The following is a 15,265-nucleotide window of genomic DNA, read 5'->3' as shown; positions in this document are numbered from 1 at the left end:
TTGTGACTCAGTTCCAGTTTCCGCCGCGCTCGACGCGGGGGTCGATGCTGGGGTTCTCGTGGGGGCAGATCGGCACGGCGGTTGCCGGAGTGATCTGTCTGGTCATTGCCGCGAACCTTCTGGCGGTGGGCCGGCAGGGCGCTGCTGCCGGGATGCTCGCGGCGGCGGTGCTGCTGCTGACCGTGGGGCTGCTGCGGATCCGGGGTAGGCGGGTCACCGAGTGGACGCCGATCGTCGTGGGCGCGTTGGTGCAGCGGGCGGCGGGGCAGGACCGTTACCGGGGGGCGGTGTGGGCGGCGAACCCGGGTACCGCGCATCTGCATCTGCCGGGGCCGGCGGCGGGCTATCAGTGGTTGGCGGCGGTGGCTGCCGACGGGCTGACGGAGGTGGGGCTGCTGCATCACCGTCGGGAGGGCACGGTGACCGCGACGTTATCGTGCGCGGGCAGCAACCTGGTCTTGGCGGACACGGCGGTGCAGCAGCAGCGCCTCGCCTCGTGGGCGGACGTGTTGAACCTGCTGGGCACCGAGTACGCCGACAGCGGCCTGGTGCGGTGGGCGGTGACGGCGCGGGCGGTGCCGGACGTCGGGAACCGGGCGCAGCGTTACCTCGGTCAGGCGGTGGACACGGGCACGCGGGCGTTTCGGTCGCTGGCGGAGCTGACTGCGGCGGCGGGGCCGGGCACCCAACGCCACGACGTGTTCCTCACGGCGGTGTTCGATGTGCGGAAGCTGTCGGGGGAAGTTGCGGACGCGGGCGGCACGGACGCCGCTATCGCCGCGGTGGTGCTGGACAAGCTGACCGGTGTGCAGGCGGCGGTGCGTGAGGCCGGTATCGACGCTGGTGGCTGGTTGACGCCGCGTGAGTATGCGGCGGTGCTGCGCGGGCAGTTCGACCCGGAGGACGTCGAGGCGCAGGTGGCGCCGTACGCGGGCGGGCCGGTGGCGGCGGAGACGGTGGGCTGGTCGGCGTATCGGCACGACTCGGGGTTCTCGCAGACGCTGTGGGTGTATGAGATGCCGCGGCAGGCGGTGCCGATGACGTGGATGACGCCGCTGTTCACCCGCACGGTCGGGCGGCGCGCGGTGACGGTGGTGGCGGAGCCGGTGCCGGCGCAGTTGGCGCAGTTGGCGACGCGGCGGGACAAGGTCGCCCGTGCCGGGGACGAGGTGACCAAGCGGCGAATGCGGCTGGTGCGCACCGCCCGCGAGGACGAGGAGGCCCGCGCGGTCGAGCAGGTCGACCGGGAGCAGGCCGCGGGGCACGTGCGCTATCGGTACGCGGTGCTGGTCACCGTGACCGCCGACAGTCCCGAGCAGCTGCGCCACGACGTGCGTGCGATGCGGCGGGTGCTGGGCCGCTGCGGCTGCCACGCGGTCGTGCTCTACGGCGAGCAGGACCAGGCGTTCGGGGCCGGGGCGTTGCCGCTGGCGCGTGGGCTCAAGCCGATGCGGGGGTGGTTCGCATGACCGCACGTGGAAAAGGGAGTGCCGCGCCTCGGGTGCGCCGGGAAGGGTCGTGGTCGCAGCGCCTCGCCGACTCGACTGCCCGCCGTGACCTCGCGGCAGCGCAGGCGGATCTGGTGCGGGAGCAGCGGGCGGTGCGGCGGCTGTCGGATCGGCTGCTGGGTCCGCCGTCTGTGGATGGGCGTGGCGCGTTCGGGCGGGCGGCGGGGCGGGTGTATTGGCGGCTGCGGCTTCCGCCGCTGGTGACCACGAGCGCGCAGTTGTGCAGCGTGTACCCGTTCGTCGCGGACCCGGGGTTGGGGGTGGACGGGCCGCTGATCGGGCAGGAGGTGTACTCCCGCGCCGGGTTTGTCTTCGGCATCCACGAGCTGTACCGGGCGGGCGTGCTGAGCGCCCCAAACATGGTGGTGACCGGGGAGATCGGGTCGGCGAAGTCGTCGCTGCTCAAGACCATCGCGTTTCGTGGTGTGCCGTTCGGGGTGCGGTTCTACATCGTCGACGTCAAGGGCGAGTACGACACCCTCGCCACCGCCGCCGGCATCCGCCCGGTGCGCGTCGGCCCGGGGTCGGGGGTGGTGATGAACCCTCTGGCGGGGATCCGCCGGCTGCCGGGGCAGGGTGAGGCGGAGTGGTTGCAGCTCCAGCGGGCCCGCCGACTGCTGCTGCTGGAAGGGCTGCTGGAGATCCAGCTCGGCGGCCTGCTCGGTGAGGCCGAACGGTCCCTGGTCGAATACGCCCTCGACGCGGTGACCCGCGCCGATGACGGCACCAGCCCGGACCGGATGGATGTTCCGACGCTGTCGCGGGTCCTCGCCGCGATGGGCGACCCGCCGCGGTGGGCGCACCGGCTGGCCGGCGTGCACTACGACGTCGACCAGTTCACCGCCGACAGCCGCCGCGTGCGCCTGGCGTTGGAGCGGCTGATCACCGGCGCGCTCGGCGGGATCTTCGACGCCCCGGCCGCGTCGACGCTGACAATCGACTTCGACCAGCCGGGCGCGATCCTGGACCTGCGGGCGGTGCGCGCCTCGGACCAGATGACGGCGATGGCGATGACCTGCGCCCAGTCGTGGCTGGAGACGGAGCTGACCCGCCCGGACGCCCCGACCCGCGTCTGCCTCTACGACGAGTTCGCCCTCGTCAGCCGCCACCTCGGGCTCATGCGGCGAATGCGCGAACAGCTGAAGCTCGCCCGAGCCCTCGGCACGGCCAACATCCTCGCGTTCCACCGATTCTCCGACCTCGCCGCCAGCGGCGCCGCCGACTCCGAGCAGGTCCGTATCGCCCGGGGCCTGATCGAGGACACCGGTGTGCGGGTGTCCTACAGGCAGGCGCCCGGCTCCCTGGACGCGGCCCGCGAGTTCCTGGGCACCACCGACGTGGAGACGAACCTGCTGCTGCACCTACGTCGTGGTGTCGGGCTGTGGAAGGTGGGGCTGCGCTCCTACGTCGTCAAGCACCAGCTCTCCGCCATCGAGCGGCAGATGGTCGACACCGACAGTCGGATGCGGCAGACCCCCCGCGCAGCGACCGCCTCGCCGGGGGAGCCGGACGAGGCCGAGGCGGTGCGGTGATGGCCGGCTCGCTGATGTCTCCCGGGCATCGGCTGCCCCGCCGTGGGGTGGCCCGCGCCGACATCCTCGCCCGACTGACCCTGGCCGGCATCGCCGTCCTGCTCGTCCTGACCGGGACGGTCACCTTGTGGCTGGCCGGGCAGGTGGGCGGGTTACTCACCCACGCCGCGTGGCCAGACAGCTCACCGGCCGACATGCCCGGCATCGCCGCCCGGTTCGTCACCGCGCCAGGCGACCCCGAGCAGGCGTGGCCGGGCGCAGCCCGCCAGGACCTGCCGCCGGGCCCGCTGCTGTACGGGCTGTGGATCGTCCTGTTCATCGCTGCTCTCGCCGGGGTCGGTGTGCCGGCGCTGTGGGTGGCTCGCCGGTGGGCGCGGCGGCGTGGGTTCGCCGGCCGCAAGGACCTGGACCGGGTGGTGACCGCCGAAGCGGTGCTGCGTCGCGTTGACGTGCTGCGACCTGGCCTGACGATCCGCGACACGGACTCTGCCGGCATGGTGACGGTCAAGGAGCGCCGCCGCAGCGATCCCCTCGAAGTGGCCCGGCTACTCGGCCGGCACGCCCTCACTGGCGAACCGCTCTATCTCGCCAACGAGTACACCGAGCTGCTCGCCGGAGCGGCCCGGTTCGCGAACAAGACGTCCCGCTACATCATCCCGAGGGTCGCCGACGCTCGCGGCGCGGTCATCACCACTTCCACCCGCCTCGACGTCGCCTCCGTCACCTACGACCTGCGTGCCGCGCTCGGTCCGACGTGGATCTTCGAACCGCAGGGCCAGGTGCCGGGGGTGCCTCGGCTGCGCTGGTCACCGATCGACGGCGCGGACGACCCGGACATCGCGGCACTGCGCGCCAAGGGCTTCGCCGCTGGTGCCGGGCTCAAGGGCAACGTCGACAACGGTCAATACTTCCAGGACCAGGCGGCGGCGATCATCCGTGGGCTGCTGCACGCCGCCGCCCTCGACGAGCACGCCACCATGACCGAGGTGGCGAGCTGGGCGGCCAACCCGAGCGTGCCGCGCGCCGAGCGGATCCTGCGCCACCACGGGCAGACGGTGTGGGCCGATCGCCTCGCCTTCCACCGCGAGTCCTCCGGCCGTAGCCGTGACGCCATCCAGTCGGTGGTGTTCGGCGCGCTTGATGCGTTCAGCAACCCCCGTATCCTGCACGCCTGCTCACCGCCTCGCGGGCAGCAGTTCGACCCCGAGCAGTGGCTGGATGAGTCCGGCACCCTCTACCTGGTTGGCACCCGCAGCGGTCAGGCGTTGACCGCGCCGCTGTTCGCCGCCATCGCTGAGGACATCATCTACCGCACCCTGCAACGCTCGTTCGTATCCCCGGGCGGCCGGGTCGAGCCCTGCCTGTATTTGGTTGGCGACGAGATCACCAACATCGCGCCGCTGCCCTCACTACCGGCGCTGGCGTCCGAGGGCGGCGGCTCCGGTATCGCCCTGTCGATCGCCTGCCAGAACACCCATCAACTCGAAGAACGCTGGGGCCGCGACGGCGGCCAAGCCCTCCGAGACGGCGCGAACGCCCGCTTCGTGATGGGCGGCACGCAGGACGTCAACGCCCTCAAAGACGCCCAAGCCCTCCTCGGGCAGGTACAGGAACTGTCCTCGTCCGCGTCCTGGGGTGGCGGGAAGGCGAGCGTGCAGGAGAACACCCGCCGCGAGCACCTGGTCGACCTGGCGGAACTGCGCACCCTGCCGACCGGGCACGCCCTGGTGCTGCTGGGCAACATGCCACCGGTCGAGGTGGTGCAGCAGGCGTGGTGGGAACGCCCGGACGCCGACCGATTCCACACCGCGCAGGACGCCTTCAACGCACGGTTGAGGAGGGCCAGCTGATGCCGGACCGCACCTTCCTGTTCCACATCCCTGAGCAGGCGTCACCGCAGGAACGCGCCACCGCCGAACTCGCCGCGCTGATCGACACGCTGCGCGGCTCGGTGGAACAACTCGCCGAGGCCCACGTGACGCTGTCCGAGCGCGTCGACGCCCTCGACTCACCGACTGGCTTCGTGCCGGCACGGCACTGCTGGCGGGAGCTGGACCGCGACCGCGCCCGGGAGCTGTGGGCGTGGCTCATCGCGTGGACCCGCTGGCTGTCCGACCGCTACGGGCTGGCCCAGGACTTCGGAGCCTGCTGGCCGGCACACCCGCCGCTGGTGGAGGAACTGACCGCCCTGGCGGTGTCGTGGCACCACGCCTACTCGACCACAGCTGACCCTGACGCGCCGCTGCGCTGGCACGAGGCGCTGCACCGCGCACGCACCCGCTGGCAGCAGTGGGACTACACCCGCTGCCGCTACGGCCAGCACAGCGAACCCAGCCCGGACGCCGTCTGGTCGCAGCCGTGGCCGACACCGGCCGAAGACGCCGTGCGCGCCGACATCGACGCACGCCCGGCGCCCGCCGCGGCGGTAGCCCAGGAAGGAGAGACCAGCCGATGACACATCCCGCCGAGATCACCAACGTGTGGGACTGGCAGCGCTTCGAGGCTGCCCTGGCAGGGCTGCGCGTCGGGGTCGACACCCTCGACGACTTCATCACCGGCCTGCGTGAAGACCCCAACGAGGCATACGGCAACAGCCGCAACCCCGAGGAGAAGCCGCAGTGGACGGACATCGACCAGCAGACACGACGCAACACCGAGCTGGACTGGGCCAGCGACGGCTACCTCGACGGCGACTACCACCGCGACATCGAGGAGTAGACGCGATGTCACGCGACGCTCGCCTCACCGCGATCATCACCAGCCTCACCTACCTGCACATCGATATCAACGACTTCGTTGACGCCTCCGCCGGGCAACTCTCGGCGCAGCGCCGCGCCGCGCTGGTCGACGTGCACCACCAACTACGTGTGCTCGGACAGTGCGTCAACACCGCGCTCGGCCCGGCGCCCGCCCCGGACGCTGAGCCCGCGGAGCCGACATGACCCGCGACCACCTCACCGCCCAGGCCCTGGCGGCGGCCGTGCTGCTGACCGGCGGATGCGCGAACCCGACGTACCAGGCCCCAGCGGCGCCGGCTACCAGCATCTCAGCCGGTCAGCCGCCATCGGGACTGGCGGCGGACCCGGACGGGGTGCTGCCCACCCGCTCCGCCGCTGCCGATCAGGCTGCCGCGACCGCGGCGGCCCGCTTCGTCGGACTTTGGGCCCGCCCCGCAGTGCCGGCCGCCCGGTGGCGCGCTGAACTGCGACCCTACGCGGTGCCGGCCTACGCGGACCTGCTCGACACCGTCGACCCGGCCAACGTGCCCGCCACCCGCATCACCGCGCCCGCCCGTGTCGTGTCCGCCAGCGACACCCGGGCGGAGGTCGACGTCGGCACGGACGCAGGCGTGATCCGCGTGGTGTGCGTGCGCGACGACCAGCGGTGGCTGGTGGCCACCGTCGGCAGGAACTCGGGTAACCGCCGATGAGCCGGGGCCGGGCCGGGCTCGTCGTAGCGGTGGTGGCCGCGCTGCTGCTGTGCGTGCTGCCGGTGGCGTCGGTGATCACCGAGGCGCCGGCGGCGGCCTGCGGCCCCACAGCGGCGCAGACCGCGAGCAGTGCCGGTGCTCATGGCGGAGTCGGCCGGTGGACCAGTGAGCAGGTCACCAACGCGGCCACGATCATCGCGGTCGGTCAGCAGCGGGGGATACCTGCCCGAGGTTGGGTCATCGCGGTAGCGACGGCGATGGTCGAGTCCAGTCTGCGTAACCTGCGCGGCGGCGACCGTGACTCCCTTGGCCTGTTTCAGCAGCGGCCCAGCCAAGGATGGGGCACTCCCGCGCAGATCCTCGATCCCGTCTACGCCAGCGCCAAGTTCTACGACAAGCTGCTGCGCATCGACGGCTGGGAGAAGATACCGCTCACCGTTGCCGCGCAGCGGGTACAGGTCTCGGCGTTCCCCGACCGCTACGGCGAGTTTGAGCAGGACGCCGAGCAGGTTGTCGCGGCCGTGGTCGGCGTCAACGCGATCGGCGAGCTGCCCGGGGCGAGTCTCGCCTCCTGCGGCAGCGCACCGAACGTGGCGGCGTCGGGCTGGACCGTGCCGTTGCGCGCGAAAGTGGGCAGCGGCTACGGGCCGCGCGCTGGCCGGCTGCACGCCGGCGTGGACCTCAGCGTGCCCCGCAACACCGTCATCCGTGCGGCCAGCGCCGGTGAGGTGGTGTGGTCCGGCTGCGACCCGAGCACCGGCAACTGCGACATCGACGGCAGCCCGAGCACCCGGGGATGCGGCTGGTACGTCGACCTCGTGCACGCCGGCGGCTACGGCACCCGTTACTGCCACATGGTCCGCCGCCCCGACGTCCGCGACGGCGACACCGTCCAGGCGGGCCAGCCCATCGGCCTGGTCGGCACCAGCGGCCACTCCTCCGGCCCACACCTGCACTTCGAAACCCACCAGGCGGTCTGCGACCAGTCGCGCTGCGACGTCAGCAACGCCAACTCCACCGACCCGGTGCCGTTCATGCGTGAACGCGGCGCCCCACTCGGCGACAGCAGCTAAACCCGGGCCTTCAACAGCACATCGATAGCGCACCAATCACGGGGGTGAAGATGCGCACCGATCAGAGCGGGCACCCGCGCATGCCCACACCACAACCGCCGCCACCGGCCGACCGTGCCGGCGGCAAGGGCCAGCGCCGCGACCGCAACACCCTGCGCCGACCACGACACCTGTGCAGGCCGCGATGAACCACAGCCACCGCCGGCAGACCGCCGGTGTCTACCGCCCACCGGTCAACACCCGCCCCGTCGCACCACCGCGTCCCGACGCGGTGGCACAGCTGTGCCGCACCGCGAACAGCGTCCGCGCCCTGCTGGAACGCACCGTGCTGCGCGAGGCCGACCTCACCTGGACCAGCTACGACGTGCTGGTGCTCATCTGCACCCACCGCGTCATCGAAACCCGCGCCATCACCGTGGAAGTCGGCATCGCCAAAGCCACCCTCACCAAAGTGCTCCGCGACCTTGTCGAGCGCGACCTTGTGCGTCGCCAACTGCACGAGCGTGACCGCAGACGAATCGTCGTCCGACCCACACAAGCCGGCGTGGAACTGGCACGCGAGCTGCAACACCGCGTCCACCTACAGCAGGCGGAACTGTTCGCCGCTCCAGGGATGCCACCAAGAGACGCCCTCACGAAGGTGCTGCGAGTGGTGGCCACCCGCAGCCACCCCAACGACACCCCTGCCACGGGAGGGAACACGCGATGACCAGCCGCAGGGCCCAACACGCCGCCCCGTGCGTCAGCACCGTCCGCGGCCCCAGCGTCCTCGTCACGCCGGCCTCGGCCGTAAGCGGTGCCGTACCGGCCGAATTGCTGGTTGGGGCGCTTGTCCAAGGCGCCGCCTCCATGCAGGCCCCCGCTTAAGCGGTGGCTACGGAAGTGAGAATCCGATGACCACACAGGTAACACTGTCGAGCCCGAAGCCGGCCCGAGTCATCGCCGGACGCATCACCGCAGGGGCGGGGTGGCGGTTGGGCCTGTTGTACGGGCCTGCGGTCTACGGCGTCAGCGCCGCGGCCGTCGCGCTCCCGGACGCCGCCCGGCATTTGCACGCCAGCGGCCCAGCTCTGGCATGGCTGCTCACCGCTTACGCCGTGGGCATCGGCGTCGGCGCCGTCACTGGTGGGCGCATGATCGACCTGTGGGGTGACCGACCGGTCCTTCTGATCGCCGTCACCCTGCTTACCGCCGGAACACTGGCCTGTGTCGTGGCTCCCAACCTGGCCGTCGCCGTTACGGGCCGCATCTTGCTGGCAGTGGGATCCGGCGCGGTCAAAGCCACCAGCCTCGCAACGGCAGCCCGCCTACCCGCATCACAACGCCCTACGGCGTTGGCCCGCTTCGGCGCGTGCCTGGCTGCCTTCGGCGCTACCGCGCCGCTGGCCGGCGCACTCGCGGCAGCCTGGTCCTGGCGCGTGGCCCTGGCTTTGCCCGTGCTGTCCATCGCCGCGATCCCGCTCTGCTGGCCCCTGACCACCCCTCGACGCCAGCGGCAATCGCTGGACTGGCCCGGGGCAGGACTACTCGCCGCTGTGGCAGCCGGACCTCTCCTGACCGCCCAGACCGCTGCTCAGCACACCAGTGCTCTCACCATCGCGGCGTCCGCGGCAGCCACCGCAGCTGCCGCGCTGGCCCTCGCCATCCGCAGCCGCCGCCGCACAGACAGGTTCGTCGTCGACGGCGTGCTGGCGGCCCCATGGTTTCGGCGCGCGGCGCTCGCTGGCGCGGGCGTCTACGCAGGGTTGTTCGCCGTTCTCTACGCCGCACCCCACCTGTTGACCACGCTCGGCTACAGCACGATGGACATCGGGCTGCTCCTGCTGCCCGGCGCCGCAGTCGGTGCCGGCCTGGCCCGAGGTGCCGCCGTCGCCGCCCGACGGCTACCCGCCCGGCACGTCCTGTCGGCAGCCAGCCTGCTCCTCGCCGGCACGCTCTGCTATGCCGCACTCGATCCCAGGCCGCTCGGCGTCGCCTCAGCAGCCACGGCCGCGTTCGCCACCTCGGCGACCGCGCAGATGCTGCTCACCGCAGAAGTCACCCGCCACGTGAGCCCACAGCAGCGAGGCGGCGCCACCGGCCTGCTCATGCTCGCGATCTTCACCGGCGGAGGAGGCGGCACCGCACTCTGCGCCGCCCTGTGGCAGCCCTGCGGGCCCAGCATCGCCCTGGCGCTCGCCGCGCTGCTGCCCGCCGCAGCCGCCGCCGCGGCCTCACGCCTGCACCCCTGACACGGCATCCCCCGACCAACGAAGGAACACTGATGCCCCACACCGCTCACCCTGATCCCGACCTGGGCTCCCGGCTGGCCGCGCTGTGCGAGCGACTCACCACCGCACGCCGAACCGACCTGACCGGCACCGCCGCCACCACCGGATTCCGCGCCCTTGCTCCCTTGCTCGATTTCGCGATCTACAACAGCGGCGACACCGACTCCGACCCCACCCACCTCAACCACTGCCACGACCTCGAACGCGAAGCCGTGAGCTTCTTCGCCGGGCTGTTCCGCGCCCCCGAACGCTGGTGGGGCTGCGTCACCAACAACGCCGCCGACGCCACACTGCGCGCCCTACACCTGGCACGCATCCGCTTGGGCCCGGCAGTCGTCTACCACTCGGCCGCCGCGCACCCCAGCGTGCCGAACGCGGCACGGATCCTCGGACTGCACTCCATCGCCATCCAGACGACCGAGACCGGCGAAATGAACTACCACCACCTCACCCACGAACTCGCCCACCACCGCGGCCCGGCGGCCATCGTCGTGGCGAGCATCGGCACACCCTGGACCGACGCCGCGGATGACGTCGCAGAGATCCACCGACGCCTGGACCAGTTCGCCATCATCAGACGGCACGTCCACAGCGACGCCGCAGGCACCGGCATCCCGCTGGCCCTCACCGACGCCCCTCCACCGTTCGACCTGTCCGACGGAGCCGACAGCATCAGCATCAGCGGCAACGGCGTTCTCGGCCTACCCGTGCCGGCTGGCGTCCTCGTCACTCGCCGCCGACACGCCACAGCCGCCCTAACAAGCAGTAACCGCAGCGGCGACCTCATCGACGCCCGCGGCGGTCTGGCCACCATCATGCTCTGGCATGTCGTCGCCCGCCTCGGCCGCCAGGGACTCCGCGAACGGGTCCAGTACGGCATCGACCTGGCCGCCTACACCGAACAGCGACTCCACGACATCGGCTGGCCGAACTGGCGCCGCCCAGGCGCACCAGCCGTTGTCCTGCCCACACCGCCACCAGACGTCACCGCTCGATGGACCCTGCTGACCGACGGCAGAATCAGCCGAATCACCTGCCACCCCGGCATGACCTACCAGCACGTCGACCAGTTCGTGACCGACCTCGCGCAGTACAGCGTCGACCACCTTCGCGCCTACCGATCAGCCCGACATGCTGCGGCTACCAGCGATCCTTTCCACAGCTCATGGCTACGGTAACCAGGTGGTAATCAACCCGGGGCCCCAGCCAGTGGAGAACCCCAGACAACATCGACGTCTTCGTGCAGGCGCTGCACGAGCGCGGCATCCAGTTGTCCGGCCCCGTGACGGCGATTGCCTCGGCGCCATGCCTCCTCGTAAACGATCATCCGTGGTGGTGGTCCGATGTGGTAAAGCAAGCTGCCGGCGCAATCAACGCCGCCGCCTAAGAGGCATCCCCGCCGCACCTGACGGCACCCCAGCCACACGAAGCCAGCCGCTCGCATTCTGAGTTGGGTAGGATCCGTCCTCGGGCTGATTTATCCGGGAAACCCGATTTCGATGTCGAGACCACCGGCGGGCCGGGCCTGGGCGTCGAGGGTCGCCCCGTGTGCCTCGGCGATCGCGCGGACGATGGCCAGGCCGAGTCCGTGTCCGTGTCCGTCGGGGTGTCTGGTCCGGTGGTTGCCGACCTGGCGGAACGGCTGGAACAGCGCGTCGAGTTCGCCGGATGGCACTACCGGGCCGGAGTTGCTGACCCGGAGGGCGGCGCCGGTCGCGGTGGTTGTCGTGCTGATTTCGACCCAGCCGCCCGGTGCGTTGTGTCGCACGGCGTTGTCGACCAGGTTGACGACCAGGCGCTCGATCAGGTCGGGGTCGCCGGTCGCCGGTGCCCGTTCGAGGGCCGCGTGCATCCGGATGCCTCGCCGGCCGGCGTCCTGGTGGCGGGCGGCGAGGACCTCGGCGGCGGTGCCGGCGACGTCGAGTGGGGTGTGCACTTGGAGGCCTTGTTCGCCGTGCGCCAGGGTGAGCAGCGCCTCGATGAGGCGTTCCTGTTGGTCGCTGAGCGCGAGGACCTCGTGGCACGCCGCCCGCAGCGTCTCGGCGGTGGCGTCCGGGTCGGCGAGCGCCACCTGGAGCACCGTCCGCTCGGCGGTGAGCGGGGTACGCAGTTCGTGCGAGGCGTTGGCGACGAAGTGCCGCTGCGACTCGAAAGCGGCCTGCAACCGCTGGAACAGGTCGTCGAGTGTCTCGGCCAGGTCGGTGAACTCGTCGTGTATACCGGTCCGGCCGAGCCGGCGGTGCAGGTCGCTGGCGGAGAACTCCCGGGCGGTGGCGGTGATGGTGCGCAGAGGGCGCAGGAACCGGCCGGCGACGAACCAGCCGAGCAGCAGGGAGACCACCACCATGCCGGCTATGGCCCACGCCGAGGTGGTGAACTGCCGGTCCAGGTGACCGCCGTCGCTGGGGACGCCGACGGGGTCCGCGACCGGGCCCACCGGGGTGGCCTCGTTGTTGCCCAGCAGCGGGATCGCGAGCAGCACGACGCCGGAGATCAGGAAGGGTACGGCGTAGAGCAGCGTGAGCTGGACGTGCAGGCTCCGCCGGGGAATCCGGACGCGCATCACGGTTCGCCGATCCGGTAACCGCCCTCGCGAACGGTGTGGATGAGCGCAGGGTCGCCTAGCTTGGTCCGCAGCCGCCGGATGGTGGTCTTCACCGCCGTGGTGAACGGGTCCGCCGCCTCGTCCCAGACCCGTTCGAGCAGATCCTCCGCCGACACGAGCCGGCCGTGCGCGGCGAGCAGGCATTCCAGGACGGCGAACTCCTTCGGGCTCAGCTCCAGCCGGCGTCCGTCGCGGGTCGCGACCCGGCGGCCGGGGTCGAGCGTGAGATCCCCGTACTCCAGGATCGGTGGCACGGCCGTACCCGGCCGCCGGCCGAGCGCCCGCACCCGCGCGACCAGCTCGGCGAAGTCGAAGGGCTTGGCGAGGTAGTCGTCGGCGCCGAGGCCCAGGCCGTCGACCCGCTGTTTCACCGACGAGGCCGCGGTCAGCATCAGCACCCGGGTCGCCGAGTGCTCGCCCACGATCCGCCGGCACACCTCGTCACCCGGCACGCCCGGCAAGTCGCGGTCGAGCACCACCACGTCGTAGCGGGTCACAGCCAGGTGATCGAGGGCCGCGCCGCCGTCGAGGACCACGTCGACCGCCATGCCCTCACGACGCAGTCCGACACCCACCGTACGGGCCAGCACCTCGAAATCCTCGACTACCAGCACGCGCATGATCCCTACCCTGCCACGGCGCGGGTGTCAGAACGGTGTCACCCGGCGGCACCGTCCTGACACCGGCGTCCGCGTAGAACCGAAACCTGCAAACCGTGTCAGCAGGATGAAAGGGTTACGGATGGACATCGTCTTCGAGACTGACCGACTTGGGAAGACGTATGGCAGAGCCTGGGCGCTGCGGGACTGCTCGCTGCGCCTGCCGGCCGGGAGGGTGGCCGCGCTGGTCGGTCCCAACGGGGCAGGCAAGAGCACCTTGTTGCACCTGGCGGTCGGTCTGCTGCGGCCGGACGACGGCGCCGTACGGGTTTTCGGCCGGACGCCGTACGACGACATCGCCGTCCTGTCCGAGGTCGGTTTCGTGGCCCAAGACACGCCGCTGTACCGGGACTTCACGGCGGACGAGTTGTTCACCATGGGCGCCAAGCTGAACCGGCGCTTCGACACGGCGCTGGCGCACCGCCGGCTGGCGCAGATCGGTATCCCGCGCGACAAGCCGGTCGGCAAGCTGTCCGGCGGTCAGCGGGCCCAGGTCGCCCTCGCCCTGGCGATGGCCAAGCGCCCACGGCTTCTTCTGCTCGACGAGCCGGTCGCCAGCATCGACCCGCTGGCCCGGCGCGAGTTCCTCCGAGCGCTGATGGGCGTCGTCGCCGAGACGGGCACCACGGTGCTGCTGTCCTCGCACATCCTGGCGGACCTCGAACGTACCTGCGACTACCTCATCGTGCTGCACGCCTCGCAGGTGAAGCTCGTCGGCGACGTCAGCGCCCTGCTCGCCGAGCACCGGCAGCTGGTCGGCCCTCGATACGGTGGCCCGCTGCCCGCCGGGGTCGCGCAGGTCGTGCGGGCTGAGCACACCGATCGGCAGTCCACGCTGCTGGTCCGCACGAACACTGCGCTGCGAGATCCGGCATGGAAGGCGTACGACGTGACTCTGGAAGACCTCATCCTCGCCTACCTCGGCGAGGGCGACTCCCGGCCGCACGCCGCGTGGGAGGTGCCGGCATGATCTGGCTCGCCTGGCGGCAGCACCGCAAGCAAGCACTGTTCACCGCGATCGGCCTCGCGCTCCTCGCCGTGTTCATGGTCCCCACTGGTCTGGCCATGCGGCACACCTTCGCCGACCTGGGCCTGGACGACTGCGTCCGCGCGCTGGGTACCGCCTCGATGATCCCGGCCGACGCCGACACCTGCGGCAAGGCGTCCATCCAGTTCAACGGCCAGTACGGCGTGATGACCATGATCGGTGTGCTCTTCCTCGTCCTGCCGCTGCTGGTCGGACTGTTCTGGGGTGCGCCGCTGGTCGCCCGCGAGATCGAGCAGGGCACCCACCGCATGGTCTGGACCCAGGGCGTCAGCCGGGGACACTGGGCACTGGTCAAGTTCGGGGTCGCCGGCGCCGTCGCGCTCGTCGCCTCGCTGGTCTACGGACTGGGCGTCTCGTGGTGGCTGAACCCGATGAGCCAGGCCGGGCAGCACGGCCGCTTCAACATCTTCTTCTTCGACATGCAGGGCACGGCCCCGATCGGCTACACGATCTTCGCAGTCACGCTCGGCATCTTCGCCGGCACCATCTGGCCCAAGGTGCTGCCCGCGATGTCCGCCACGCTCGTCGGGTTCCTCGGGCTGCGCATCGCCCTGACGACACTCGCCCGGCCACACTACCTGCCCGCCCGCGTCGTGACCTTCCCGCTCAAGGACGCCACCGAGCAGACCAACCCGGCCGCCGGCGACTGGATCCTGTCCTACGGCATCCGCGACGCCTCCGGCAAGATGATCACGGCCAACGCGCAGATCGCCTGCGCACCCGACGCCACCGGACCGGGAGCCGCGTGCGGCGCCGACCTCGGCATCACCTCGGGCGCCTACAACTGGCAGCTCTACCAGCCCGGAACCCGATTCTGGCTGTTCCAGGGCATCGAGACCGGCATCTTCGTCGCCGTCGCCGCCCTGCTGCTCTACCTCGCCGTCCGCCGCATCCGCCGCGTCGCATGACCGCGAAGCCGTCCACGGGAGGCCCCATGCGCACACTTACCTACATCGCCGCCGCGGCCCTAGCCGGCGGCGCGCCCCTGCTGGCCATCATCCCGTCCGACTCATCGCCGGCCGCCATCGCCGGCGGCGCCGGCGCGAACGACATCTTCCTCGACCTGACCTTCAACCGGACCTGATCAACCCCATCTCAAACACGCACTTAGTCGATTTACACCCCTCGTCGGTGGCCCTC

16 protein-coding genes are annotated in these 15,265 nt (G+C 71.1%); 14 read left to right on the top strand and 2 right to left on the bottom strand.

Translation table 11 applies throughout. The annotated features are described in order from the left end of the window. The first annotated feature begins 2 nt into the window (after positions 1-2). The 11 genes from GA0070608_RS29335 (at position 3) to GA0070608_RS29285 (ending at position 10,991) form a co-directional block, all read left to right on the top strand. Positions 3-1,469 carry an SCO6880 family protein gene (locus GA0070608_RS29335; RefSeq protein ID WP_091632650.1) on the top strand — a complete coding sequence of 489 codons (1,467 nt, stop codon included), beginning with the start codon at positions 3-5 and terminating at the stop codon, positions 1,467-1,469. Continuing rightward, positions 1,466-3,040 (top strand): hypothetical protein, encoded by a 1,575-nt coding sequence (locus GA0070608_RS29330; RefSeq protein ID WP_245716013.1) that lies wholly within the window; start codon positions 1,466-1,468, stop codon positions 3,038-3,040. The genes GA0070608_RS29335 and GA0070608_RS29330 overlap by 4 nt, the downstream gene beginning before the upstream one ends. Continuing rightward, positions 3,040-4,890, top strand: coding sequence for a type IV secretory system conjugative DNA transfer family protein (locus GA0070608_RS29325; RefSeq protein WP_245716012.1), 1,851 nt, complete (start codon positions 3,040-3,042; stop codon positions 4,888-4,890). Before GA0070608_RS29330 ends, GA0070608_RS29325 begins: the two co-directional genes overlap by 1 nt. After that, positions 4,890-5,495 (top strand): hypothetical protein, encoded by a 606-nt coding sequence (locus GA0070608_RS29320; RefSeq protein WP_091632646.1) that lies wholly within the window; start codon positions 4,890-4,892, stop codon positions 5,493-5,495. The genes GA0070608_RS29325 and GA0070608_RS29320 overlap by 1 nt, the downstream gene beginning before the upstream one ends. Further along, positions 5,492-5,758, top strand: a complete 267-nt coding sequence (locus GA0070608_RS29315) for a hypothetical protein (RefSeq protein WP_091632643.1) — start codon at positions 5,492-5,494, stop codon at positions 5,756-5,758. The genes GA0070608_RS29320 and GA0070608_RS29315 overlap by 4 nt, the downstream gene beginning before the upstream one ends. Positions 5,759-5,763: 5 nt before the next feature. Further along, positions 5,764-5,982: a hypothetical protein gene (locus GA0070608_RS29310; protein ID WP_091632640.1), complete on the top strand. Its 219-nt coding sequence runs from the start codon at positions 5,764-5,766 to the stop codon at positions 5,980-5,982. Continuing rightward, positions 5,979-6,470, top strand: coding sequence for a hypothetical protein (locus GA0070608_RS29305; RefSeq protein ID WP_091632637.1), 492 nt, complete (start codon positions 5,979-5,981; stop codon positions 6,468-6,470). The genes GA0070608_RS29310 and GA0070608_RS29305 overlap by 4 nt, the downstream gene beginning before the upstream one ends. After that, complete coding sequence (locus tag GA0070608_RS29300) at positions 6,467-7,543, top strand: M23 family metallopeptidase (protein ID WP_091632632.1); 1,077 nt, start codon at positions 6,467-6,469, stop codon at positions 7,541-7,543. The genes GA0070608_RS29305 and GA0070608_RS29300 overlap by 4 nt, the downstream gene beginning before the upstream one ends. A gap of 184 nt (positions 7,544-7,727) precedes the next feature. Further along, entirely contained in the window at positions 7,728-8,252 is a 525-nt protein-coding gene (locus GA0070608_RS29295) for a MarR family winged helix-turn-helix transcriptional regulator (protein ID WP_141719598.1), read from the top strand. 265 nt (positions 8,253-8,517) lie between these two features. Next, positions 8,518-9,774, top strand: a complete 1,257-nt coding sequence (locus GA0070608_RS29290; protein ID WP_245716011.1) for an MFS transporter — start codon at positions 8,518-8,520, stop codon at positions 9,772-9,774. Then, positions 9,684-10,991, top strand: coding sequence for a pyridoxal-dependent decarboxylase (locus tag GA0070608_RS29285; RefSeq protein WP_141719597.1), 1,308 nt, complete (start codon positions 9,684-9,686; stop codon positions 10,989-10,991). The genes GA0070608_RS29290 and GA0070608_RS29285 overlap by 91 nt, the downstream gene beginning before the upstream one ends. 299 nt (positions 10,992-11,290) lie before the next feature. Here the strand turns inward: GA0070608_RS29285 and GA0070608_RS29280 are convergent, their stop codons facing one another. Then, the gene (locus GA0070608_RS29280; protein ID WP_091632615.1) at positions 11,291-12,376 is read right to left on the bottom strand and encodes a sensor histidine kinase; all 1,086 of its coding nucleotides are present in this window, start codon (positions 12,374-12,376) and stop codon (positions 11,291-11,293) included. Beyond that, the gene (locus tag GA0070608_RS29275) at positions 12,376-13,038 is read right to left on the bottom strand and encodes a response regulator transcription factor (protein ID WP_091632612.1); all 663 of its coding nucleotides are present in this window, start codon (positions 13,036-13,038) and stop codon (positions 12,376-12,378) included. Before GA0070608_RS29275 ends, GA0070608_RS29280 begins: the two co-directional genes overlap by 1 nt. A gap of 121 nt (positions 13,039-13,159) precedes the next feature. Between GA0070608_RS29275 and GA0070608_RS29270 the strand changes: the two genes are divergently transcribed. The 3 genes from GA0070608_RS29270 to GA0070608_RS32930 are packed head-to-tail and all read left to right on the top strand — an operon-like array spanning position 13,160 to position 15,209. Continuing rightward, positions 13,160-14,047 carry an ABC transporter ATP-binding protein gene (locus GA0070608_RS29270; RefSeq protein WP_091632607.1) on the top strand — a complete coding sequence of 296 codons (888 nt, stop codon included), beginning with the start codon at positions 13,160-13,162 and terminating at the stop codon, positions 14,045-14,047. Next, complete coding sequence (locus GA0070608_RS29265) at positions 14,044-15,033, top strand: transporter (protein ID WP_091632602.1); 990 nt, start codon at positions 14,044-14,046, stop codon at positions 15,031-15,033. Before GA0070608_RS29270 ends, GA0070608_RS29265 begins: the two co-directional genes overlap by 4 nt. 26 nt (positions 15,034-15,059) lie before the next feature. After that, complete coding sequence (locus GA0070608_RS32930) at positions 15,060-15,209, top strand: hypothetical protein (RefSeq protein WP_176733897.1); 150 nt, start codon at positions 15,060-15,062, stop codon at positions 15,207-15,209. Positions 15,210-15,265: the final 56 nt, after the last annotated feature.

Source organism: Micromonospora peucetia (assembly GCF_900091625.1).
GTDB classification, from domain to species: domain Bacteria; phylum Actinomycetota; class Actinomycetes; order Mycobacteriales; family Micromonosporaceae; genus Micromonospora; species Micromonospora peucetia.
This window is presented reverse-complemented; position numbering and strand designations above follow the sequence as displayed.